The organism is Frankia sp. CeTa3Moorea, assembly GCF_978021225.1.
In genome coordinates this window covers 8,945-33,144 of the sequence record NZ_CDXDOR010000026.1, presented here as the reverse complement: position 1 = coordinate 33,144, position 24,200 = coordinate 8,945, and the positions used below count along the sequence as shown (strand labels likewise).

The window sequence follows — 24,200 nt, the reverse complement described above, 5'->3', positions numbered from 1 at the left end:
AAGCACAATGCGGTACCGATCAGAGGCTGACGCGATTCCATGCTCGATAAGCGCTTTATCCGGGAGAATCCGCAGGCCGTGAAAGACGCGGTCGCGGCCAAAGGCATTGATCTGGATGTCGATGAACTGCTACAGCTCGACCGGGACAATCGCAAACTGCAGTTCGAGGTGGACGAGGCGCAGGCTCGGCGCAAAAGCTTCGCGAAGCAGTTCGCCGGGGCCGACGCGGCCCGGCGGGCCGAGCTGCGGGCCGAGCACGAGGCGTTCGACCGCCAGCTGAAGGACCTGCGCGAGCAGCTGGCCCGGACCGGGGCCCGGCTGTCCGAGCTGATGCTGCTGGTGCCGGGCATCCCGTGGCCGGGTGCGCCGGTGGGAGCCGATGAGTCGGCCAACGTGGTGTTGCGGACCGTCGGCGAGCCGCCGGAGTTCGACTTCACCCCGCTCGACCACACGGCACTGGCCGAGAAACGAGGGTGGGCGGAGTTCGCCCGGGCCCGGCGGGTCGCGGGGGAGCGGGCGTACGCCCTCGTCGGTGACATGGTCATGCTGGAGCGCGCGGTGCATTCCTATGCGCTCGACCTGCTGCGCGGGCTGGGCTTCATCCCCGTGTCGGTGCCCGCCCTGGTCCGGGAGGAGCCGCTCGTCGGCACCGGGATGCTACCCAAGGCCCGCGAGGAGATCTACGCGATCCCCGCTGACGGGCTTTACCTGGCGGGGACTGCCGAGGTGGCCCTTGTCGGCCTGCATGCCGGGGAGATTCTCGATGTGGGCCGCCTGCCGATCCGCTACGCCGGCATCTCGCCGTGCTTTCGCCGGGAGATCGGCAGCGCCAGCCGGGACGTCCGCGGTCTGCTGCGCGTCCACCAGTTCGAGAAGGTCGAACAGTTCGTGCTGTGCGCCGCCGACGAGGCCGAGTCGGCCCGCTGGCATGCCGAGTTGCTGGCCACCGCCGAGCGGATCCTGTCCGACCTCGGGCTGTGTTACGAGGTCGTCGAATGCGCCACCGGGGACATGGGCGTCGGCAAGTTCCGGATGAACGACATCAACACCTGGTTCCCCTCGCTCGGCCGATTCCGCGAGACGCACAGCTGCTCGACGCTGCACGACTGGCAGGCGCGCCGGGCGAACCTGCGCTACCGCGACACCGACGGCACCGTGCGTTTCGCGCACACGCTCAACAACACCGCCGTGGCGACCCCACGGCTGCTGGCGGCGTTGCTGGAGAACTTCCAGACCGCCGACGGCGAGGTGCGCGTTCCCGAGGCGCTGCGGCCCTACCTGGGGGGCCGTGAGCTGATCTGAGGCATCCCGTGGCCGTGGCCGCGACGCGCCCGGGCGGCCCGGACCAGGGCGGGCCCGGCGACCGCCAGCCGGCGCGGGAGCCCGACTGACACGCGGCGTTCGAGCACCCGGTAGTCGGCGCGCTCGACCTCGTCGAGGATGCCCCGGTAGAGGACGAATGCCGTCCGCAGGCAGTCGCGTGAGGTTGGGTGCAGCAGGCGGATGCCGGGCTCGGCGGCGCGGAACAGCTCCCGCGCCCGGCTGATCTCGAAGGCCAGCAGCCGGCGGACCGGCCCGTCGACGACGCCGGCGGCCAGCTGCTCCCGGGTGACCCCGAACAGGTCCAGCGAGGTCCGGGGCAGATAGACGCGGCCGCGCCGCAGATCCTCGCCGACGTCGCGGATGAAGTTGGCGAGCTGGAAGGCCATCCCCAGGTCGCGGGCATAGGGCAGGGCGCTGTCGTCCACCGGCTCGAGGATCGGCACCATCTGCAGGCCGATCACCGCGGCCGATCCGTGCATGTAGACGGTCAGCTCGTCCCAGGTCGCGTACTCCGTCACGGTGAGGTCCATCGCCATCGAGGCCAGGAACGCCGCGAAATGGTCCGGATCGAGCTTGAAGCGGTGAATGGTGTCGACCACCGCAGGCAGCACCGAGACCTCCGCGCGGTGCCGGTCCCTCCCGGCGCCGACGATCTCGGCGCCGACGATCTCAGCGTCGGCCATCTCAGCGTCGACGTCGACGGCGGGTGTCCCCGCCCGCAGTGCCGCGAGGAACCGGCCGCCCCACTCGTGCAGCCAGCGCGCCCGCTCGGCCTCGGTCAGCGTGGAGTCGAGATCGTCGACGATCTCGTCCGCGTAGCGGGCGAAGCCGTACAGCGCGTGGACGTGGGGCCGCTTCCACCCTGGCAGCAGCAGGGTGGCCAGGTAGTACGTGCGGCCGTGGGCGGCATTGAGCGCCCGGGCCCGCGCGTAGGAGGAACGTAGTCGAGGATCGATGATTCCGGCCGCGTCGAGCTGACCCACGTTAGTCAGCGTAGCCACCCAGCGAGGCGAATATCGACGGCTCCCGTCCGATCGGGGCGCCGACCTGCCCCGGGACGTCCGGTCGACCCCCCTCGTCGGCGTCGATCCCTTCAGGGAAGCCGGGACGCGAACGCCAGGGACGTCGCCGCCGCGGCGAATCCCAGCCCCAGGGACAGCCCGAGGAACCAGGTGGTGACCTCCCGGTATTCGGTCCGGTACCCGATCGAGCTACCGAGCCCCCGGTAGACCGAACGCAGTTCGTCGCCGGAGGTGGCCCGATGGTACGAGCCGCCGGTCTGCTCCGCGATGTCACGGAGCGCCTGCTCGTTGACCGGCACCGGCACCTCCTGACCGCCGACGTCGAGCGTTCCGTCGGCGGTGCCGTAGGCGATGGTGTCCACCGGGATACGGGCTTGCCGCGCCGTCTCGATCGCCTGGTTGTTCGGCCGCCCACGGGTGGTCTCCCCGTCGGAGAGCAGCACGATGGCGGCCGGAGGCGCGCTCTGCCCCGCGTCGGAGAACCGTTTGCCGGCGGCGGTGATTGCCTGGAGCGAGGCGAAGATTCCTTCGCCGACGGCGGTCGCGGGACCGAGCTGCAGGCCGCTGATGCCGGCGCGGACCGACTCGCGATCGGCGGACGCGGGCACCAGGACCGTCGCGCTGCCGGCGAACGAGACCAGCCCGAGGTTGATACGGGGAGGGAGCTGGTCGACGAATGCCGAGGCGCCCTGCTTGGCGGCCGCCAGCCGGGTCGGGGCGATGTCCGTCGCCGCCATCGAGTTGGAGACGTCGATCGCCAGGATGATCGTCGCGCGTTCCCGGGGAACCCGCTCGGCCCGCGCCGGTCGCGACAGGGAGAACACCAACCCGGCGAGGGTGAGCAGCAGCAGCGCCGCCGGGACGTGACGGCGCCACCACTGCGGTCGGCGGGGAAGCACCGAGGACAGCAGCGACGCCGACGACAGCCGGGCGGCATACACCCGCCGCCGCGCCGAGACCAGGACATAGGCGATCAGCAATGCGCCGACCCCCAGGTACAGCCACAGCCAGTGCCCGGCCAGGAAGCTCATCAGGTGCCTGCCCGGCTGGTGCCTGCCCGGCTGGTGCCTGCCCGGCTGGTGCCTGCCCGGCTGGTGCCTGCCCGGCTGGTGCCTGCCTGACTGGTGCCTGCCTGACTGGTGCCTGCCCGACTGGTGGCGGGCGCCGCCGTGCCACGCTGGTTGGCCCGACCCACGGGCGGGCGGCGGCCGGCGCCCCGGCCGCGCCGGTTCGCCGAGGCGAACCGGACGATGTCGACCAGCCAGTCCGAGTCGGTGCGCAGGACCAGATGGTCGGCGCCGACCCGGCGCAACGCCAGCGAGACCGCGCTGCGGTGGGCGACGGCGGCCGCGGCGTAACGTTCCCGCAACCGCCGCGACGACGTCGGGACCTCGACGAACGCCCCCGTCTCGGCGTCCACGACGGGCAGCAGCCCGACCGGCGGCAGGGTTAGCTCGAGCGGGTCGACGATCTCGATGGCGAGCACCTGATGCCGCGCCGCGAGCACCCGCAGCGGCCGTTCCCAGCGCAGGTCGGTGGACAGGAAGTCGGAGACGACGACTGCGAGCCCGCGGCGCCGCGGCGGGTGCAGCAGGTCCTCCACCGCCGCGGCGAGGTTGGTGGCCGCCGCCGGGTCGGGCCGGCGGCGGGGGCGGTCGTGCGCGCCGCGAGGCGTGGTGATGAGCGTGTGCAGCAGCGCCCGCAGCCCGTCCCGGCCGGGACGGGCTGGGATCGCCCGTGGACCGGCCTGGGTCAGCGCGATCGCGCCCATCCGGTTGCCGGTGCGGGCGGTCAGGAAGCCGACCGCGGCCGTGGCGGCAATCGCCAGATCACGCTTCTGCCAGGTACCGGTGCCGAACTCGGTGCTGGCGGTGAGGTCCACCAGCGCCCAGGTCTCGAGCTCCCGGTCGGCGATGAGATCGTGGACGTGGGGGACGGTGGTCCGGGCCGTGACGGCCCAGTCCATCCGGCGCACATCGTCACCGACGGCGTACTCGCGGCTCTCGGCCTTCTCGCTGCCCTGACCGGGCAGCAGCCCGAGATGATCGCCGAGGAGCATGCCGTCGAGACGGCGGAGCACGGTCAGTTCGAGCCGGCGCAGGGTCCGCTCCACCGCCGGATCGGTCGCCGACATGGAGCCGGCCCGGAGCCGGCCCGCGGGGTCCGTCATCCGGGCGCACCCTGGTCGAGGTATTCCGGGAAGCCCGAACGCGGGTTCGTCCCCCACCCGCCGGCCTGCGGACCGGTGGGGTAGTAGGGGCCCTGCTGGCGGGGCGCCACCTGAGGCTGCGGAACCACGCCCAGGATCCGGGCGGCGATCGCGTCCGCGGTCAGCCCCTCGGCCAGCGCCTCGTACGAGAGCACCAGGCGGTGGGGCAGGACGTCCGGGGCGACTGCGGCGACGTCGTCGGGTACGACGTAGTCGCGCCCGCGCAGCAGGCCGAGCGCGCGGGCCGCCGCGACCAGTCCGAGCGAGGCGCGCGGCGAGGCTCCGTAGGCCAGGTGGCCCTCGAGCTCGGGTAGGCCCGCCTCGCCGGGGGACCGGGTGGCGAGCACCAGCCGGACGGCGAACTCGATGATGGCGTGATGGACGAACACCTCGTCGGTCCGGGTCTGCAGCCGGGTCAGCGCCTCCGGGTTCAGGACCCGCTCGGGGACCGGTGGCGAGGTGCCCATCCGCCGGACGATCTCGAGCTCCTCCGCCGGGTTCGGGTAGGGGACGTTGACCTTCATCAGGAACCGGTCCCGCTGCGCCTCCGGTAGCGGGTAGACGCCCTCGGATTCGATCGGGTTCTGGGTGGCCAGTACCAGGAACGGCTCGGGAAGCCGGTGGGTGACCCCGCCGAGCGAGACCTGCTTCTCCGACATCACCTCCAGCAGCGCCGACTGCACCTTCGCGGGTGCCCGGTTGATCTCGTCGGCGAGCACGAAGTTCGCGAAGACCGGGCCGAGCTCGACGTCGAACGTCTCCTGGCTCGCCCGGTAGATACGGGCACCGACGATGTCGGAGGGCACGAGGTCGTTGGTGAACTGGATGCGGACGAACGAACCGCCGACGACGGTCGCGAGGGTCTGCACGGCCAGCGTCTTCGCGACTCCGGGCACGCCCTCCAGCAGACAGTGGCCCCGGGCGAGCAGGGCGACGAGCATGCGTTCGACCATCCGGTCCTGTCCGACGATCACTTTTTTGATCTCGAACAGGGCGCGTTCGAGCAGCGCCGCGTCCGACGTGGTGTCCGGTACGGCGAGGCCGGCCGGGCTGTGCCCTTCGTCCATGGCAGCATTGTCCCAGCCGCACCGTGGAACAGGGTGCCAAAGGACTCGGCACGGCCTGGCCGGAAGCCTCTTCTAAGCCGCTCTTCAGCAACTTCTCGGCGGTGGGAAATGTCCGGGGTGCCAGGGTGCCAGGGTGCCAGGGTGCCAGGGTGCCAGGGTGCCAGGGTGCCGGGCTGCCGGGGTGCGTCACGGGTCAGCGCAGGGCGCGGGAACGGTAGCCCCGGTCAGCGCCGAGGATCCGCTCCGCGGCCAGCCGGCCGGAGATGAGGACCATCGGGACCCCGACGCCGGGCCGGGTGCCGCTGCCGGCGAACACGACGTTCGCGAGGCCCGGGGCCAGGTTCGAGGGGCGGAACGGGCCGGTCTGGCGAAAGGTGTGGGCCGCCGCGAACGGGGCGCCCGCCGCCATCCCGCGGGCCCGCCAGTCGGCGGGCGTGGTGACCTGCTCCACCTCGATGGCGTCGCCGAAGCCTCGGTAGCCGTGGCGTTCGCAGGTGGCGACCACCTCGTCGCGGTAGCGCGAGCGCAGCACCGACCAGTCGAGCGGGGCGGTGAGGTTGGGTGTGGGGAAGAGCACGTAGTACGTGTGGCCGCCGGCCGAGGCCATCGCGGGTTCGGTACGTGAGGGGGTGGTGACGAGGAAGGACGGGTCGCTCATCAGCTCGCCGCGATCGATGATCTCGCGGAAGGTCGACCGCCAGGCCCGGCCGAAGTGGATGGTGTGATGCGCGGTGTGCGGGTACTCTACGCGCCCCCCGGCCAGCAGGAGGAAGCACGAGGGCGAGTACCGCAGGCGGCGCAGACGGGCCGGCGCCGTCGAGGGAGGCAGCAGTTCGGTGTAGGCGATCGGCAGGTCGGGGTTGAGCACCACCACGTCGGCGCCGATGCGCTCCCCCGCCGCGGTGTGCACCGCGACCGCCCGGCCGCCCCGCACCTCCACCCGCGTCACCGTGGTCTCGTAGCGCAGGGTGGCACCGTGCTTGGCCGCGGCGCCGGCCAGCGCCTCGGCAACGGCGTGCATGCCGCCGGTCGGGTGGTAGACCCCGGCGACGCAGTCCATGTAGGAGATGACGGCGTAGAGGGCCAGCGCGTCGTGCGGGGCGAGCCCGGCGTACATCGCCTGGAAGGAGAACATCCGCCGGGTCCGCGGGTCCCGCAGATGGCGGCCGACGACGGTGTCGAGCCGGCGGAAGCCGCCGAGGGCGGCCAGCCGGGCGAGCTGCGGGCGCAGCAACGACAGCGGGGAGTCGACCTGCGCGTCGATGAAGTGGCGCAGCTGGGTGCGGAACATCGCGGTGACGACGCCGACGAACCGCTCGAAGCCGGCCGCCTCCGCCGGGCCGCACAACGCCCGGATCTCCTGCGCGGTGTCGGCGGGGTCGGCGCGGATGTCCAGCGACGAACCGTTGGCGAAGAACCCCCGGTACATCGGGTCGAGCCGGGTCAGCGACAGCCAGCGGTCGAGATCCTCCCCGACACAATCCAGGGCGTCGGCAATCAGCTCGGGCATGGTCAGGACGGTCGGTCCGGTGTCGAAACGATAGTCGCCCAGCGCGAGCAGGCCGGCCCGACCGCCGGGGGTCGCCTCCCGCTCGAGCACCGTCACCTGCCGGCCGGCGCCGACCAGGCGCAGCGCGACCGACAGACCGGCGAGACCGGCCCCGACGATGACGACGTGATTCGTCGCTCCGGTCACCGTGCGCACCTGCCACCTGCTTCCTGGTCGATGGTCTTCCTGGTCGATGGTGCGGTTAACCGATGTGGTCAGTTGCTCAATGTGAGCGCAAAGTCGCCGCCATGGCGAGTTCCGTCAGGGCGGCGAGGGTCGTGACGTCCAGATCCGCCCGCCGCGCCGCCTCGACCGCTGAGGCGGTCCGGGCGGCGATCCGTTCCTCAGCGGCGGCCACCGCTCCGCTCGCGGCGATGATGTCGCGGGCCTCGGCGACCCGGGCGGCGCGAGCCGCGGGGTTCTCGGCGGGCCCGAATCCCGGGGAACATCCGGATTCCCCGGAATACCCCGCATTCTCGGGCTGCCCCGCATCCTCAGGGTGCCCGGCGCGCCGGACCGGCGGGGAGACCAGAGCGCGCAGCCGGGCCGCCGCGGCCGGCTGCGCGCGGGTCAGCGCGAGCGCCAGCAGGCCGGTGGGCCGCCCGTCACGCAGATCCTCCCCGGTGGGTTTTCCCGTCACCGCCGGATCGCCGAACACGCCCAGGAGGTCGTCGCGGAGTTGGAACGCCTCGCCGAGCGGCAGGCCGAACGCCGCGTAGGCCGCCAACAGGTCCGGCGGCGCGCCCGCGAGCAGACCGCCGAGCTGCAGGGGACGGACCACCGTGTAACCGGCGGTCTTGTACCGGGCGATGCGGACCGCCCGCCCGGGACCGAGGCCGCCGTGCGGACCGGCCTCGGCCTGGCCGACGAGGTCGAGGTACTGCCCCGCCATCAGCTCGCTGCGCATCCGCCCGTAGGTGGGCCAGGCCCGGACCAGCGCTTCGGGTGGCATCCCGCTGGCCGCGAGCAGTTCGTCGGCCCAGGCCAGGAACAGATCGCCGAGCAGGATCGCGGCCGAGCGGCCGAAGTCGGCGGGATCACCCCGCCAGCCGGCGGTCCGGTGGACCCGGGAGAAGCGCCGGTGCGCGGCCGGCCGGCCGCGCCGCGTGTCGGAGGCGTCCATGACGTCGTCGTGGACCAGCGCGCAGGCGTGCAGCAGCTCGAGGGCGGCGGCGGCGGTTACGATCTTGTCGCAGTCCGGGCCGTCCGCCCCTCGCCACCCCCAGTAGCAGAAGGCGGAACGCAACCGCTTGCCCTCCGCCAGCAGGAATTCGGTGGCGATGCGGACGAACGGGATCAGATCGTCGTCGATTCCGCACAGGAGCGCTCCGCGCGAACCGGTGAAGCGCCGCAACACGGCGGAGACCCGCCGGCGCACATCCACCGTCGTGTGGTCTGGCACCGTCGTGTGGTCCGGGACCATCGTGTGGCCGGGGATCGGCGGGCGCCCGGGGTACCGTGCGGTGTGCCCGTGTTCGACACCGCCGTCGTCGTGGTCGCCGTTCTGCTGGTTGCCGCCGCACTGGGCGGATTGACCCTGTTGCGGCTGCCACCCGCGGAGCTGACTCACACTGTCGACGGTATCGACGCCGTGGAGGTCCTGGTGGCCGCCGGCCGCGTCGAGATCTCCGGGCGGGACCGCGAGGACGTGCACGTCGCGCTGACCGTGCGGCGCCGTCCCGGCCGGTCCGTGCCCGCGATCACGAGGGCCGGGACCACGCTGCGGATCGACGGCCGGGCCAGCGATGTGCGGGCCAGGCTGACCGTGCCGCCACGGGTCCGGGTGCGGGCTGAGGTGCTCGCCGGCGAAATCACGCTGTGGGGGGTCGGCAGTGAACTGTCCCTGGTCACCCGCGATGGCACCATCGCCGGGCGGGAGCTCGCGCGCGGTCCGGTCGCCGCGCGCAGCCGGGACGGCGACGTCAGCCTGCACTTCAGCGAGCCGCCGGACGGCGTGCGGGCGCAGAGCGAGACGGGCATGGTCACCGTCATGCTGCCCGAGGGCGAGTACGGGGTGGAGGTGGAGACCGCCGATCCCGGGGCGGCCGACGTGGAGCTGACCCCGTCGGCGCACGCGGCACGCCAGGTGGTGGCGCGCAGCGTGTCCGGGCGGGTGCGGGTCGGTCTCGCCGCGCCGCTGGGACCCTTGTCCATCTGACGTCCCTTGTCCATCGGACGTCTTTTGTCTGTCTGCCGTCCATCTGGGTTCTCCCAGCTGGTCCCGCCCAACGAGCCCGTTCCAGCCGGGTTGCCCACCCATGTTGGTGGACTCGACGGATCATGACCCTCGCGGGATCACGCTGGGGATTCGTGGGATCACGCCGGGAAAATGTTGCTGCCCGCTGTCGGGGCCTGATCGGTTGTGTTTCCGACCGGGGGTCCGTCCTCGATCGTGGCCACGCCCGGTCTACCCTCGTGCCATGGCGGCGGTCCGGAGTCTGAGCACGCAACCCACGACGATGGGCGAGTACCTCGCCACCGGTCGTGCCTCCTTCTCCTTCGAGTTCTTCCCGCCGAAGACGCCGGACGGCGAGCGGCAGTTGTGGACGGCCCTGCGCCAGATCGAGGCGCTGCATCCCTCGTTCGTCTCGGTGACGTACGGGGCGGGCGGGTCGACGCGCGACGGCACGATCCGGGTGACCGAGCGGATCGCCACCGAGACCACCCTCACGCCGATCGCCCATCTCACTGCGGTCAACCACTCCGTCGCCGAGCTGCGCCGGGTCATCGGCAACTACGCCGGCGTCGGGGTGCGCAACGTCCTGGCCCTGCGCGGCGACCCGCCAGGGGATCCGCAGGGCACCTGGACCGCCCATCCCGCGGGCCTGCAGTACGCGGACGAACTCGTACGCCTGGTGAGGTCGGTCGGCGACTTCTGCGTCGGCGTAGCCGCCTTCCCCGACAAGCACCCACGGTCGGTCGACTTCGACAGCGACGCGCGCTACCTGGTGGGCAAATTCGACGCCGGCGCGGACTACGCCATCACCCAGTTCTTCTTCGGCGCTGACGACTATTTCCGTCTCGTCGACCGGGTCCGCCGGCTGGGCTGCGACAAGCCGATCATTCCTGGAATCATGCCGGTGACGAACGTCGCGCAGATCGTCCGGATGGCGCAGCTGTCCGGTGCGGCCTTCCCGCCGGCGCTGGCCTCCCGGTTGCAGACCGTCGCCGACGACCCGGCGGCCGTGCGGGCGATCGGGGTCGAGGTGGCGACCGAGTTGTCCCGTCGCCTGCTGGACGGCGGTGCCCCGGGCCTGCATTTCATCACTCTCAACCGCTCCAGCGCCACTCGGGAGATCTACCAGGCGGTCCGGTAACCGGCCGCGGTCCGCGGAGTGGCCGGTCCGCGGGGTGGCCCGGTGGCGCATGGTGGGTGGGCCGCTCGCCCGGCCCACCCGCGCTCATGCCGCCGGGCCGGCACTCAGTCGTGCTCGTCGTAGGCGTCGAAGACGCACAGCAGCCATTCGTCGCGGAGCGAATGCTCCCGGACCAGCGCGAACCCGGCCTGGTTGGCGGCGTCCACCACCGCCGTCACCAGGCTGAGATCAAGGGTGTTGAAGACCGGAGTGATCCGTACCGCAAGGATCACCTGGTCGCGATGGGCGGAGAAGACCGCCCGCGGGTCGAGGTCCTCAAGGGTCTCCACCACGCCGCCTACCTGTTCGGACACGTCACTCCCGCCACGTCTGGGTGGCACCGCTGTTCTCTCGTGACACCGCTGTTCCTCCGACACCGCGTCTCCCGACCTCGGGCCGGTCCGGTGACCGATCGGCGCCTTCGGTTTCGGTCGCCGGCCGGACGCAGGGTGCCGGTACGGCTCACGGTAGGGGATGACGAGACTCTATGTCCCAGCATGTCCCAGCGCGAGACGGCGTACCGGACGGATCCTGGCGTACCGGACGGATCCTGGCGTACCGGACGCGGCGCTGGCCGTACCGGGTGGAACGGGATGGCCGACGGGCACGATGGCCGACGGGCACGATGGCCGACGGGCACGATGGCCGACGGGCACGATGGCCGACAGGCACGATGGATGACGTGAGCACCCCGGTACCCGGTCGGGACACCTACCTTGCCCAATGGTCGACCTTGCACGGCGGCTACGACCTGGCGCGCGGGCTATGGCTCGTTCGTGCCTGGTTGACGGTGGTCTACTGGGTGGTCAGGCCGCTCGCCGCCCGCGGGGTGCGCCCGTCGGCGGTGACCGCCGGGGGGGCCGTGCTCACCACCCTCGCGATTCCCCCGGCCGTGGCTGGTGGCCGGTGGCCGCTGCTGGGGGCTCTGGTGATCGTGCTCAGTGGCCTGGCCGACAACCTCGACGGAGCGGTGGCGATCCTCACCCGGCGCACGAGCGCCTGGGGATATGTCCTGGACTCCGTCGTGGACCGCTGCGGTGACCTGGCCTACCTGCTGGCCCTGTGGTGTCTCGGCGCACCCGGCGGCCTTGTGATCGCGGCAGGCAGCATGCTGGGACTGCTGGAGTACACCCGGGCCCGGGCCGGCAACGCCGGCTTCGACGAGATCGGTGTGGTGACCGTCGGGGAGCGGCCGGCCCGGATCATCATCGCCGCGGTCGGCTCGTTCGGAGCGGGTCTGGTGCCCGGCCTCGCGAACCTCGCCGCGAGTATCGCGACGACCGCGACGCTGGCGGTGTGCGCCGTCGGCTTCTTTCAGCTCACGGCCACGGTCCACTCGACCCTGGCAGCCGGGTCAGGCCGGGCCGATGAGGCCGGCGACGATGCCGGCGGAGAGCACGACGAGCGGCAGCCCACCGCCGGGATGGGTTGATCCGCCGACGAGAAACAGGCCGGGCACCCGGGATGTGTTCGGAGGCCGCAGGAAGGCCGCCCGCACGCCGTTCGAGGATCCACCGTAGATGGATCCGCCCACCGTCCCGGTGCGCCGTTCCAGATCCGCCGGGGTGATGGTCTCGTACCAGCGTAACCGGGGGCGGACGTCGAACCCGCGGGCGGCAAGCACGTCGAGGATGCGCCGGGCGTAGCCGTCGACGAGCCCGGGACGGTCCCAGTCCAGGGTGCCTGCGCCGTCGTGGCCGCCTGCGCCCCGATGCGGGGGCGCGTTCACCAGGACGAACCACGCCTCGCAGCCCGGCGGCGCGCAGGCCGGGTCGGCGGGCGCGGCAAGGTAGACGGTGGGATCGGCCGCCAGCCGGCCCGCGAAGACGGCATCGAATTCAGCGTCGTAGTCGGCGGGGAAGGTGACCGTGTGATGCCCCAGCCCGGGCGTGCGACCCGTCAGGGCCAGCAGCAGCACGAAGCCGGACATCGACGGCACCGTCCGCCGCAGCCGCCGGCGGCCGGCCCGATCGTTCACCAGCCGGCCGTAGAGCGCCGCCGCGTCGGCGTTCGCGACGACGACGTCCGCGGGCAGCCGGGTACCGTCGGCGAGGCGGACCCCGTCGACCCGCCCGCCGGGGGTCCGGGTCACCGCCAGCACCGGCGCGTCGAGCAGGATCCGGACGCCGCGTTCCTCGGCGCGGTGGGTGAGCGCATCCCCGAGGCGGCGCAGGCCGCCCGCGACGTACCAGCCCCCGAAGCGCCGTTCCGCGTGGACCACCGACACCAGAGCGGCGGGGGCGTGCCGGGGATCGGATCCAGAGTAGGTGGCATAGCGGTCCAGGATCATCCGCAGCCGGGGATCACGCAGGTAGCGCAAGCCCAGCCGGCGCAGGCTCCGGCCGGGCGCGATCGCGGCGATGTCACCGGGTGAGGACCAGGCGAGCCGGACCAGCCCGGTCGCCGACACGGGACTGGACAGGAACGGTCCTTCGGCGGCGTCGAAGACCCGGCAGGCCCGGTCGGTGAGCCGCCGCCAGTCCTCGCCCGACCCGGGGGCGATCCGATCGTCCAGTTCGGCCACGAACGCGTCGTCGTCGGCATGCGCGGCGAGTGTCGTGCCGTCGGCGAACCGGTAGGACGCGATCGGGTCCAGTCGACGCAGCTCCACCTCACCGCGCAACGGCCCGCCGGTCGCGGTGAACAGGTCCTCGAACACGCCGGGCATGGTCAGCAGGGACGGGCCGGTGTCGAAGCCGAACCCGTCGCGCTCGTACCAGCCGAGCTTGCCTCCGGTCCGCGACGACTGCTCGCAGACCGTCACGTCATGCCCGGTGGCGGCGAGCCGGGCCGCGGCTGCCAGCCCGCCCACACCGGCGCCGATCACCACAACACGGGCCATGCGACGACTGTACGAGCTGCTCCTTCCCGGTTATCCGCGAGGAAGGAAACGGGCATCGAAGCCTCGGGAAGGAGAAGGAAGCCGCCGGAAGGACGACAAGGGAAGCCTCTGGCGGGGTGAGGAAGGGCGGACCAGCGGTCAGGGGCAGCGGGTAACCGGTCGTCCCTTCCACCGGGCGGTACCCCGCCGACGACGCCACCACGACACCGCCGTCAGGTAGCCCAACAGGCTCACGGAAGCCGGATGAGCGGCGGCGTCAGGCCAGCTCCGGCCGCCCGTGCGGCGGGCGGCGAGCACCCGGCCGGCGATCCCGGCGAGGTACCCGACCGCGCCCGGGCCCGAGCCACCCAGTGCCGCCACCGCCGGCACGACGAACAGCCAGGCCAGCACGCCGATCTGCCCGGCGCTGCCGAGCGTGCTTCCACCGGCGACGGCCAGCGACTTCGCGTAGCCGTCCCGCAGCTGTGACCATCCGGAGTACATCCGATTGACCGCGAGGTCGGTGCCGTCCGCGACCACTCCCCGCCCGCCGGCACGCTTGAGCCTCCGCAGCAGGGCGACATCCTCGATGACCTGGTCCCGGACGCCCTCGTGGCCGCCGGCCCGGCGGTAGGCCGCCACGTCCACGGCCAGCAGCTGTCCGCCCGCCGCCGAAAGCGATGGCCGGGTGGAGCGTTCGGCCAGCCGCAGCGGCAGCAGCGCCAGCCACGACCACTGGAGCAGGGGTTGGATCAGCCGTTCGGTGACACCGGCCGCCTCCTGGCGCGGGTAGGGCGAGACGAGGTCGAGGCCGGCGTCCCGCAGGAGGAGAACGGTCCGCGCGACGCCGTCGGGGGCCACCGTGACGTCGGCGTCGACGAAGACGAGGACCGTGCCCGTGGCCGCAGCCGCAGCCCGGGCGCAGGCGTGCGGTTTGCCGAGCCAGCCGGCGGGGGGCGCCGCACCGCGCAGCGCGACGATCCGGTCGTCCCTCGCCGCCCACCGAGTGAGGATCTCCCCGGTGCCGTCGGTGGAACCGTCGTCGTAGACGAGGATCTCGAGGTCGGGCACCCACTGCGAGCCGAGCAGGGCCGACAGGCAACGCGGCAGGCTCCCGGCCTCGTCGCGGACGGGTAGCACGACCGTCACCCGTTCGCGTACCGGCCGGGCCGGCGGTGGGACGCGTAGCAGCCGCGCGTTCACCGCCGTGTGCACGGCGATGGCGGTGGACGCCACCGCGGCGGACCGTACCGCACCCGACCAGCATCGGCCGGCGAGCCACCGGGCCGGGGATCCCGGTACCGTCCGTCCCGTCCGGTGCCTCGTCCCGCGCCCCGTCCGCCACGGCGCCGTCATCGTGGTGGGGAGCCCGCCGGGACCGGGCGGTCCCCGGCCCGGGCACGGTCCCGGGCCCGGGGCCCGGCCCGGGCCGCCGCGACGAGCGCCGCCCCCATCGCGATCCCGCCGGCCACGGCTACACCGGGACGGTCGAAGAAGGTGAGGTTCGCCAGCGTCGAGGAGACGTAGGCCCACAGGAGAAGGGCGAGCGGAGCGCGATCGTCGCGTGCCGTGCTCCCGGCCCGGTCCGGAAGCGCCGTCAACGCCGCGGTCATGGCGATCGCGACGGCCACCCATCCGGCGGTGTTGGTGAGCGGGATTCCGTTGAGCGCCGGGCCGCCGCCGAGCCACCGCCAGTACCCCGCGGTGACCATCTGCGGGTCGATGAAGAGATCCCAGGCCGCGAGGACGAGCGCGGCCAGCACGACGGTGCGCGCCCGGCCGCGGTGGTGGCGACGGGCCAGGACATATGCCGGGTAGGTCATCATCGCCCAGGCCATCGGCACCACGACCGGGACGCCGTACAGGCGGGTGCCCAGGGCGGAGCCGTAGGCGTAGCGGCCGAAGGGCCAGCCGGTGTGCACGCCCACGGTCTCCACGAGCAGCCCGCCGCCGACGGTCACGGCGAGGAACCCGGCGGTCCACGCTCGGCCACGGGTGAGCAGGGCGTGGCTCACCGAGGAGGCGAAGAACAGCACGATCGAGGCGATGGCGAGCGCCGCCCCAGCGGATCCGGTGACCAACGGACAAGGGAGCTGCACCGCCACGGTGGCCGCCGCGAAGATCCACGGCATCGCGGTGAGCCGCGCCGGCCGCGCCGATCCGGTGAAGAGCGCGCCGGCGGTCATCGTACCGGTGCGTGCCGGTCGGCTCCTTCGGCGGAGGCGCCGTTGGGACAGGCGGGGGAGCGTCCGTGGAGCTCCTTGCCGAGGACGGCGTAGGGGGTGAGGGTCCCGGGGAACTGGAAGTCGGACAACAACGGGACGAATCCCTCATGGTCGTACAACCGGCGTGCCGGACTACCCGGGGGTTCGAGGGCGGACAGCGCGGCCGTGCGTTGCGGGGCCCCGCGCAGCAGCTCCCGCAGTATGGTGCGCCCGATCGCTCGGCCCTGGTAGGCGGGCAGGACGTGCAGCTCCACGATCTCGAGGCAGTCGTCGAGCCAGTACGCGGCCGAGTCCGGCGGGAGCGCGTCGGCGACGACGTCGTGCCACCACTGGCCGACCCGGCCGGGCAGTGCGTAGGTGATCCCGACGAGTTCGTCGTCGGGTGTGACGGCCGCCACGGCGCGAAGGTCCCGCCGCTCGAAGTGCCGGCGCGCATGGGCGGCCCGGTCCCGGGCGGCCCGCGGCGGGTCAGGTTCATGATGATCGAGGAAGGCGGCCTTGTAGACCGCGATGACATCGTCGAGCCGGGTGCGCATCCGGCTCGGGGACCAGCGGACCACCCTCACGCCCACGTCGGTCACCGGCGTCGCCTCCTGTCCGCGCCCGGATCGCCGACCTGGCCCCACGAGTCGGGTCCGGCGAGCCAGGAGGCTGGGGCGCACCATCACGTCGCTCGACGATAACCCGCCGCTCGCCGGCACTGCTCGGCGATGGGAATTACTGCTACGTAACGTCATTCCACTGATGTGGAGGGTGCTACCTCCGGATGGGTGGGAGACCCGCCCGATCACCGGCCATGGCGAGCGCGGCGCAGCGCGGCGTGCCGGCGAGGAGGTCGGCCACCAGCATGGCCACCGCCGGGGCCTGCACGGTGCCACCCGCGTTCGTCCCTGCCGCCACGATCACCCGGCCGCCGTGGTCTGCCACGGCCTCGACAAGGGGGATGCCGTCCGGGGTCGCCGGGCGCTCGCAGACGCGGACGTCGAGCATCTCCACGGTGCCGTCAGGCCGGCGCAGCGTCGGGAACAGGCCGGCGACCGCCTGCTCGAAAACCGCGCGCAGGCGGGCGACGCCGCTGTCCGCGACCGCCCGCACGGCGGTGCCCAGGTACCCGAATCCGCCGCTGACATGGATCCTGGCACCATCGGCGGACAGCGTCACATTGATCACACCGAGGGGATCTCCGGCGTGGACCTTCACCGGCCGTCGCAGACCCGGGTTCGGCAGGGTCAGCGAGAGGCCGAGCAGATGCGCGACGGCACCGGCGCCGGGCCAGGCGGCGCCCAGCAGCCGCTGCAGATCGCGGCCGGCCACGGTCACCACGGCCCAGCCGGTACGCAGGGTCGAGCCGTCCGCGAGATGCAACCGGACCCCGTTCCCGGCTCCGCTCCCGGTCTCGTGCCCGGCCTTGTTCCGGTTGCCGTCGAGGCTCCGGTCGATGCCGGTCTCGATGCCGGTCTCGATGCGTTCCACCCGGGTGCCGGCGCGCACCTCGACGCCCGCGGCCCGCAGCCGGTCGATGAGCACCGTGGCCAGATCGTGGATGTTGACCGCGTAGCCGTCCACCTCGACCGCCCCGGCCACCTCCCGGGCGCCGCCGGGCAGCGGGACCGAGCAGCCCAGCGCGGGCCAGTCGCGAACCAGATCCGCCCGGGACAACCGAACGACCCGCCCCCCCGCGGCCCGCTGCAGCTGCTCGCCCGCGGCGAGGTCGCCCGGACCGAGATAGATCCGCGGGAGGCGGGCGTCCCAGCGCAACCCGCACCCGGTACCGAGCCCGTCCCCGCCGTCGGCGAGCGCGAAAAGATGCTCCCACCCGCGCAACCCCAGCCGGTTCAGGGCGATCACCAGGTCCCGGGCCACCGCGTGCAGCCCGGGATGGTCGGCGCACTGCTCGAAGGCGCTGGCCCAGACCCTCTCCGGCTCCGACAGCGACTCCGGGTCCCGTAGCCGCCAGCCGCCGTGCGTCGGATCGCGATCGAGAACACCCACGCGGCTCGCGTCCGCCTGCGGCAGCGTCTCGGTCGCCGACAGGTGCCGGCCGTTCGTCCCCGCGAACGTCGTGCCCTGGGCGGCAGGGTCCGCCCGGTCGGCCGGCGCGGCGTCGAGGACCCGGACGGGGTGGCCCCGCAGCCGCAGCACGAGCGCGATCGTGAGTCCGACGATCCCGCCGCCGACGACCACCACGTCGTGTTTGTCGACGGCGGAACCGTCAGGGGCCGGGTCCTCGCCGACCCCGCGGCCGGTGCCCCGCGGATCGCCCCGACGATCGGCCAGGTCATGACGATCGCCCTTCGGGCCGTTCCCGGCGAGGCCGTTCCCGGCGAGGTCGTTCCCGGTGAGGTCGTCCAGGTCGGCCCGCCCGACCACCGCGAGGAACGCCTGATCGAGATCATCGCTGCAGGCGGGACTGTGCATCGCTACGGAGCAGAGAGTGAACCCGCGCCGCAGCTCCCCGCCGTCCTCGGCGATCCGCCCCGCGAGCAGCCCGCGGACCGGGCCGAGGAACCGGGGGGCGTTGTCGATCATGACCTCCAGGTCACGGCGGTCGTAGGCGTCGACCAGCGCCCGGTCGGTGAAGACGTCCGGTTCGCTGACTGACACGAGTCGGCGGCCGGTGAACGCCTTGACGTGCCGCATGTCGATCATGCCGGCGGACATCCGGGACCCGCCGTGCACGAGGGGCGCGGCGATGCTGATCAGATCGGCGGCGTCGAAGACGTCCTCGACGGTGCGGGCGACGTGGATCCGGTCGACCGGCAGTCGGTGCTTCGCCGCCCAGAGCGCGGCCGTCGCCGGCTTCGCCGCGAGCGAGGGAGCGTGTACGGCCAGATGCCAGCCGCGTGCGGCGCCCTCCCGGGCGACCCGACTGTTGATGTTTCCGGCGCCGACGAGGCCGAGCACGCCCGGCCGGTCGGTGCGCGTGGCGGCCCCAGCCGGCTCCGCGCCGGATGCGTTGCCGAGCGGGTCGAACAGCCGGTCGACGATGAACCGGGCGACGTGCCGGGCGTTGACCTCGGGGGTGTTGCACACCTCGATCCGGTGGCGCGCCGCAGCGGCCAGGTCGACGGCAGCGAGGGAGGTGCCCCGGCGGACCAGCAGCAGGGGTCGGTCCCGGCCGGCCTCCGCCGGGTCCGTGCGGACCGCGGTGGCCCACTGTTCGAGTGCCGGTCCATCCACCGCGTTCACCCCGACGACGAGGGTGTGCGGCCGCAGTTCGACCAAGGCGTCGGCTAGGCCCGTCGGCTGGGTGGCCAGCTCCGGGCGTAGCCGGGCGGCGTCGTGCCGAGTGACGAGCCGCGCGACCCGTTCGCTCACTGGTGTCGCGATCAGAACCCGACGGCGGGGGGGCTGCGTCCAAGGCGGCTGCTCGCGGGGTGCCTGCTCGCGGGGTATCGACATGCGGCTTGCTTCACCTGGTTCGTAGGAAGGTGCGGGGCGTAGGAAGGTGCGGGCGGCCCCTTCACGGTGGCGGGTGCCGTTCAACGGGGCGTCAAAGCAGGCCGTGTCCCCGCCCGGATACGGCGGGGGTCGTGGACGGATCTTCAACGCGGCGTCAACGTCGGCTCGGGGCTGACCTGCAGGAGAGGATCCCGCCCGCCCAGCGTCCCCCGCGAGCCGAGCACCGCGAACCGCGCGAACAGTTCCTCGCTGTACCAGCCGACCAGCGGTGTGCGCCGGACGACCTCGCTGTGCGCGGGGCGGCTGTAGGCGAACCTGCGCAGCGACGCCGCGTCCTGCCAGAGGCTGAACGTTCCCTGTAAGCCGATCGGCGCCTCCCCGATGCCAGCCGCGAAGATCAGACCCTCGGCCTCGGCGAGGTCGACCGCCACTGCCGGCACCGCTCGGCGGAAGGTGAGCGTGTGCCGCAGGGTGACGCGGGCCCGGGTGATCACCGCGACCGCCGCGGGGGCGCTCGCGGGAGACGGAACGTTCGACGCTGCCGGGTTGCCGAAGGGCTCCTGCCGTGACCACCGCCCACGTGACGACAGCGGGTGAAGGTCGATCCGCCAGCGTTCCTCGGCCAGTGATGACCATGCCCGCACCGACGCGGATCGTTCGAAGGAACGGGCCGCCGACGGGGAGGACCAGACGGCGACCATCGCCCACTGGCACGGATCGGCGTCCCGCAGGGTGAAACTGCTCGCCGAACCGGTGCCCAGCAGTTTTGCGAAGGTCAGTCCCGGTGTGTGCCGCAGGGCGGTACGGTCGGTGGCCATCCGCGCCAGGGCGTAACCGATCCGTCGTCGGGGCACCCGCCAGAAGTCGACGGTGACGAGCGTGCTCATCGCCGCACCGACGACAGGCGCAGCAGGCTGTCACGGACGGCCCCGTACTTGTCGGCGAAGGCCGTGGCCACGGCCCCGGCGCCGTCGTTGTCGCGCAGGGGTACCACCCGGCACCGCCCGGTTCCAGCCAGTACATGCCGACCGTCGCCCGCCACCTCCGCGAGCAGGCCGTCCGGACCGCCGCGGCCCAGCAGCGCGACGAGGTCGGGGGAGGAGACGTACACCGCCCCGTCGAGGCGCACGAACTCGGCCTGTACCTCGAGATGGGCCGCGTCCGACGGGGAGACGCGCAGCGGCACCCGCAGGTAGTCGTCCAAGGCGGTGCTCCCTTCCAGACTCCAGAGCCGTTCGAAGTGCTGTTCGACGAACTGGACCAGGGTGGAGGAGATGGCCGCCTCGTGCTGGGTCGCGGCGGCCGAGGAGTACCCGACGGGGAACGTCGAGACCAGCGCCCCGGTGTCCCAGCGGTGATACGTCGTCAGGGGCTGTTCGGTGTAGAGGCGGACCGCGAGCCGGGGGCGCAGGACGGGAGTGAGCCGATCTCGCAGTGCCTCGAGGACCAGCAGGTTCGAGTGGATCATGCCCGGTACGTCGACGCTGCGCAGGAGGTCGGCGGCTCGTCCGGCCACGGCCGGGGAGTCCGGGTCGAGTAGGAGTACCTGAATGATCGCTCCGGCGTCGACCGCCGCGAGCACCGCGTCGGCGAAGGCGGTCCGGTGCTCGGGGGTAGCCAGATCCGTCCAGGTGTTGAGTAACCGGACGCTGCGCCGGGACGAGGCGATCCGAGCGATGAAGTACGCCGGTTCGAACGTGCTGAGCAGCCGTCCGCTGGTGAACTGGGTGGGCTCGGCCGTGACCGGTGCGCTCAGCCGTTCCTCGGCGGCCGGCAGTTCGGGGGAACCCCGCTGACGCAGGAGCGTGATGCCCTGCTGCCAGGATCGCCGCGCCGCCGGATGGTCGTCCATCTGGGCGAGGATGTCACCCCGTCGGATGAGCACACGTGGCTCCCAGCGGGTGTCGGGTAGCTCGGCGAGTAGCGGCAGGCTCTCGTTGTAGCTTGCCAGGGCCCGGTCCAACCGGTGCTGGAAACGGTGGAGATCGCCCAGCCGGCGCAGGGCCAGCGCCTCCAGCGGACGGTTGCCGAGTTCGCGGGCGATCGACAGGCTCATCGTCAGGCAGTTGATGCCGTCGGTGAGCTCGTTGCGGTCGCCGTGGACCATGGCGACGTTCACCAGGGTCTCCGCCTCGGCCTTGCGGGCGCCGGCCCGGCGCATCATCTCCAGGCCGGCCTCGAAGTGGACCAGGGCCGTGGAGAACTCCCCCCGACCGCGGCAGGCGTCGGCCAGCTCGCGCAGCGTCCGGGCCTCACCCAGCTCGTCGCCGAAGTCGGCGAAGATCTCCCGGGCCCGGGTGAGGCGCTCCGTGGCCAGCGCCAAGTGGTCGACCGTAGCCCGGTAGACCTCGACCGCCGGTTGACCGTCGGGGTCCGTGCCGTCCGCGTCCAGTCGCCAGAAGGCGTCCTCGAAGGCCAGCGTGATGTCGCGCTCAGCGAGGTTGGTCAGCAGCGTCGCCTCGGCGAGGCGGTGCCCGGCCCGGCGGGCCGCGGCCAGCCCCAGGACGTGGCTCTGCTCCCAGTCGCCCCAGTGCGCCGCGAAGGCGTAGAACTCGGCGGCCTCGGTGGCGAGCAGCCAGGTCGGCTCGTCGAGACCGGCCGCGTGGGCCTGGTCGATCAGGCTCAGGAGGTTTCCTCGTTCCCCGCCGAACCAGACCAGCGGCTGACCGACCAGGTCGGCGACGCCTGCCTGTTCAAACCGAAACACGGCCCCCGTCGTGAGCGCCGCCACGTCCTCGGCGACGGGGGTGAGGGTGCGCACCTCGCCGGGGCTGAAGGTGTCGACCGCCTCCCGCAGCATCGCCAGATAGGCGTACAGCAGCCGGCCCAGGGCCGCCCGGTGTTCTCCGGACACGGTGGAGGGGGCCCCGGTGGAGGGGGCCCCGGCAGCGTCGTGATGGCCGTTGCCGGTGTGCCCGTTGCCGGTGTGCCCGTTGCCGGTATGACGGTTGCCGGTGTGACGGTTGTCCCCGCCGGCCTCGGGGATCCGGCCCGGGGTCGCGGGGTGGCCGAGTGGGGTGCCGACCCCGGTCTCGCGCTCCCGGGCGAACACCCGGAGCAGGTCGTGAAAGCGGTAGCGTTCGGTTCCCGTCCGGTCGGCGCCACGTCGTTCGAGTAGCTGGGCGTCGGCGAGCCGGTCGACGACGTCCTCGGCTTCGTCGAGGTCGAGGTCGAGGACCGCCGCCGCGGCCCACGGCGCGAAATCGCTCATCGCAGGCAGCGACAGCAGCCGGAAGGCGCGCTGCTCGTCCGGCGGCCGGCCCTCGTAGCTCAGCGAGAAGCTGGCCCGGATCTCCAGGTCGCCGGCCTCCAGCCAGGACAGCCGGTGGCGTTCGTTGGCGAGCCGCCCGGCCAGGCGGGCCAGTTTCCAGTGCGGATGGGCGGCCAGCTTGCGCCCGGCGATCTGGATCGCCAGCGGTAGGTAGCCGCACAGACCGACGATGTCGCGCGCGGCCTCGGGTTCGGCGTCGACCCGCTGCGTGCTGACCACCTTGGCCAGCAGCTCCACCGCGTCACTGGGCAGCAGGACGTCCACCATCCAGTACGGGGCGTTCAGGCCGTGCAGCCGCGACCGACTCGTGATGATGACCGCGCAGCCCGGGCTGGTCGGCATCAGCGGCCGGATCTGCGCCTCGCCCCCCGCGTTGTCGAGGATGATCAGAACCTTGCGGGTCACGAGCAGCTCCCGGTACATCTCGCCGAGATCGTCGGGGTCGGCCGGTACCGCGGAGCGGCTGACCCCGAGCGTCTGGACGAACCGGGACAGCACCCGGGCCGGGTCCAGTGGGGTGCTGTTGCCCCGCAGGTCCACGTATAGCGTGTCGGTGAACCCCGTGCGGACGCGATGCGCGACGTGCACGGCCAAGGCGGTCTTGCCGGCGCCGGCCTTACCCGCGAACGCCGCCACCACGGTTCCCCATGACAGCCCGACCGGATCGGTCAGCATGGCGTGCACCTGGGCCTGGATCGTGTCGCGCCCGGTGTATTCGCGGATGTCCGGGGGCAGCTGGTACCCCCCCTGGCTCGTGGGCGCCACGGAGACCGGCCGGTCGAGCGAGCGGGGCGGGGTCCAGGCCAGGCTGGACGTGCCGCGCAGCACGTCCTCCTGCAGCTGCTGCAACATCGCGGAGTCCAGCCCCAGGTCGTGCAGTGCCTCCAGGCCCTCTCGGCAGGCCCGGGCCGCGTCCTCGATCCGACCGTCCCGATAGAAGGCGAGAACCAGCTCCCGGCGCAGCCCGTCGTCGTGGGGGTGTCGTGTCACCAGCACGCGCAGATCCCCGATGACCTCGCGATGACGACCCAGGGAGAGGTCGGCGGCGATCCGGGTCTTGACGACGTCGAGCTGGAGTTCGTCGAGGGCGTCCACGTAGGCCCGGGTGAACGGGTAGTCGATCAGGTCGACCAGCGGCGGTCCCCGCCAGAGGGCCTGGGCCTCCTGCAGCGGGGCGATCGCGCTCACCGGGTCACCGTCGTCCACCGCGCGCCGGCCCTGTTCCAGCAGCCGACGGGCCTGTTCGGAGTCGATCTGCTCCGGGCGTACGTCGAGGACGTACCCGGTCCCCTTGCGCAACAGCACCTCGGGCCCGGTCTCCAGCCGCCGCCGCAGCTCGCTGACATGGGTGCGCAATGTGGCCAGCGCCTTCTCCGGCGGTGGATCCCCCCAGATCACCTCCAGCAGCCGGTGAGCGGGCACCACCTGACCGGCTTCCAGCAGCAACGCGGCCATCAACACCTTGCGCTGGGTGCCGCCTAGCACGATGGGTGCCCCCCCGGCGGTGATCTCCAACGGGCCGAGGATGGCGAACTGCAGGCTGTCGCGGTCGGGCATCTGGTCCTCTCGTACGACCCCCGGTGATGTCTGTTTACCGCAGCGTGCGCCGGGAGGGGACATGGCGGCAACCACCGATCTGGAACGACCCCTGTCGTTTCCGCGTCAGGCCTGCTCCGGTGCCCGGTGCCCGGTGCCCGGTGCCCGGTGCGACGCGGGTAGCGGTCCGGCTCCGTGGGGCGTCGCGTGACCCGATCGCGGAATCCGGCTGTTTCGATCAACGCATTCTCAATGGTTCTGGTGATTGTGCGTGCAGTGGGCGTTGATCGCTCGGAGGTGCACTGAGCCCACGAAACCGAGGGTGGCAGGCGGCCGGGAGACGGCCGGCGAGGCGGAGGGGGTTGGGAGCATGGCGATCACGGTGCCCAGGAGCCTGGCGAGGCGGCCCGCGTCGGCGG

General features: G+C 72.6%; 18 protein-coding genes. 4 read left to right on the top strand and 14 right to left on the bottom strand.

What is annotated here, in order from left to right; translation table 11 throughout:
- The first annotated feature begins 39 nt into the window (after positions 1 to 39).
- Positions 40 to 1,302 (top strand): serine--tRNA ligase, encoded by a 1,263-nt coding sequence (gene serS, locus AC08OV_RS07520; protein ID WP_462185976.1) that lies wholly within the window; start codon positions 40 to 42, stop codon positions 1,300 to 1,302.
- Here serS and AC08OV_RS07515 read toward each other — a convergent pair.
- The 6 genes from AC08OV_RS07515 to AC08OV_RS07490 form a co-directional block, all read right to left on the bottom strand.
- A complete protein-coding gene (locus tag AC08OV_RS07515) occupies positions 1,275 to 2,324 on the bottom strand; it encodes a phytoene/squalene synthase family protein (protein WP_476619480.1) in 1,050 nt (349 codons plus the stop codon). The genes serS and AC08OV_RS07515 overlap by 28 nt on opposite strands.
- Before the next feature lie 92 nt (positions 2,325 to 2,416).
- The gene (locus AC08OV_RS07510) at positions 2,417 to 3,376 is read right to left on the bottom strand and encodes a VWA domain-containing protein (protein ID WP_476612624.1); all 960 of its coding nucleotides are present in this window, start codon (positions 3,374 to 3,376) and stop codon (positions 2,417 to 2,419) included.
- Positions 3,376 to 4,515: a DUF58 domain-containing protein gene (locus AC08OV_RS07505; RefSeq protein WP_476612625.1), complete on the bottom strand. Its 1,140-nt coding sequence runs from the start codon at positions 4,513 to 4,515 to the stop codon at positions 3,376 to 3,378. Before AC08OV_RS07505 ends, AC08OV_RS07510 begins: the two co-directional genes overlap by 1 nt.
- Positions 4,512 to 5,621 carry an AAA family ATPase gene (locus tag AC08OV_RS07500; RefSeq protein WP_476612626.1) on the bottom strand — a complete coding sequence of 370 codons (1,110 nt, stop codon included), beginning with the start codon at positions 5,619 to 5,621 and terminating at the stop codon, positions 4,512 to 4,514. The genes AC08OV_RS07505 and AC08OV_RS07500 overlap by 4 nt, the downstream gene beginning before the upstream one ends.
- Positions 5,622 to 5,814: 193 nt before the next feature.
- Positions 5,815 to 7,326, bottom strand: coding sequence for a phytoene desaturase family protein (crtI, locus tag AC08OV_RS07495; protein ID WP_476612627.1), 1,512 nt, complete (start codon positions 7,324 to 7,326; stop codon positions 5,815 to 5,817).
- 67 nt (positions 7,327 to 7,393) lie between these two features.
- Positions 7,394 to 8,572 carry a polyprenyl synthetase family protein gene (locus AC08OV_RS07490; protein ID WP_476612628.1) on the bottom strand — a complete coding sequence of 393 codons (1,179 nt, stop codon included), beginning with the start codon at positions 8,570 to 8,572 and terminating at the stop codon, positions 7,394 to 7,396.
- Positions 8,573 to 8,641: 69 nt separating this feature from the next.
- On the opposite strand from AC08OV_RS07490, the gene AC08OV_RS07485 reads away from it, so the two are divergent.
- Complete coding sequence (locus AC08OV_RS07485; protein WP_476612629.1) at positions 8,642 to 9,328, top strand: DUF4097 family beta strand repeat-containing protein; 687 nt, start codon at positions 8,642 to 8,644, stop codon at positions 9,326 to 9,328.
- A 262-nt stretch (positions 9,329 to 9,590) separates the two neighbouring features.
- Complete coding sequence (metF, locus tag AC08OV_RS07480) at positions 9,591 to 10,487, top strand: methylenetetrahydrofolate reductase [NAD(P)H] (protein WP_476612630.1); 897 nt, start codon at positions 9,591 to 9,593, stop codon at positions 10,485 to 10,487.
- A gap of 104 nt (positions 10,488 to 10,591) precedes the next feature.
- Here the strand turns inward: metF and AC08OV_RS07475 are convergent, their stop codons facing one another.
- Complete coding sequence (locus AC08OV_RS07475; protein WP_462185985.1) at positions 10,592 to 10,840, bottom strand: hypothetical protein; 249 nt, start codon at positions 10,838 to 10,840, stop codon at positions 10,592 to 10,594.
- Between the two features lie 359 nt (positions 10,841 to 11,199).
- Between AC08OV_RS07475 and AC08OV_RS07470 the strand changes: the two genes are divergently transcribed.
- Entirely contained in the window at positions 11,200 to 11,958 is a 759-nt protein-coding gene (locus tag AC08OV_RS07470) for a CDP-alcohol phosphatidyltransferase family protein (protein ID WP_476612631.1), read from the top strand.
- Here the strand turns inward: AC08OV_RS07470 and AC08OV_RS07465 are convergent.
- From AC08OV_RS07465 to AC08OV_RS07435, 7 genes are all read right to left on the bottom strand, one after another.
- Complete coding sequence (locus AC08OV_RS07465; protein WP_476619479.1) at positions 11,881 to 13,368, bottom strand: phytoene desaturase family protein; 1,488 nt, start codon at positions 13,366 to 13,368, stop codon at positions 11,881 to 11,883. The genes AC08OV_RS07470 and AC08OV_RS07465 overlap by 78 nt on opposite strands.
- Before the next feature lie 138 nt (positions 13,369 to 13,506).
- A complete protein-coding gene (locus tag AC08OV_RS07460; protein ID WP_476612634.1) occupies positions 13,507 to 14,583 on the bottom strand; it encodes a glycosyltransferase family 2 protein in 1,077 nt (358 codons plus the stop codon).
- Positions 14,584 to 14,699: 116 nt separating this feature from the next.
- Positions 14,700 to 15,533, bottom strand: a complete 834-nt coding sequence (gene cruF / locus AC08OV_RS07455; RefSeq protein ID WP_476612635.1) for a bisanhydrobacterioruberin hydratase CruF — start codon at positions 15,531 to 15,533, stop codon at positions 14,700 to 14,702.
- Positions 15,530 to 16,153 carry a GNAT family N-acetyltransferase gene (locus AC08OV_RS07450; protein WP_476612636.1) on the bottom strand — a complete coding sequence of 208 codons (624 nt, stop codon included), beginning with the start codon at positions 16,151 to 16,153 and terminating at the stop codon, positions 15,530 to 15,532. The genes cruF and AC08OV_RS07450 overlap by 4 nt, the downstream gene beginning before the upstream one ends.
- 175 nt (positions 16,154 to 16,328) lie before the next feature.
- Positions 16,329 to 18,974 (bottom strand): FAD-dependent oxidoreductase, encoded by a 2,646-nt coding sequence (locus AC08OV_RS07445; protein WP_476612637.1) that lies wholly within the window; start codon positions 18,972 to 18,974, stop codon positions 16,329 to 16,331.
- A gap of 143 nt (positions 18,975 to 19,117) precedes the next feature.
- A complete protein-coding gene (locus AC08OV_RS07440; RefSeq protein WP_476619478.1) occupies positions 19,118 to 19,861 on the bottom strand; it encodes a spheroidene monooxygenase in 744 nt (247 codons plus the stop codon).
- Complete coding sequence (locus AC08OV_RS07435; protein WP_476614075.1) at positions 19,858 to 23,802, bottom strand: BTAD domain-containing putative transcriptional regulator; 3,945 nt, start codon at positions 23,800 to 23,802, stop codon at positions 19,858 to 19,860. The genes AC08OV_RS07440 and AC08OV_RS07435 overlap by 4 nt, the downstream gene beginning before the upstream one ends.
- Positions 23,803 to 24,200 lie beyond the last annotated feature (398 nt).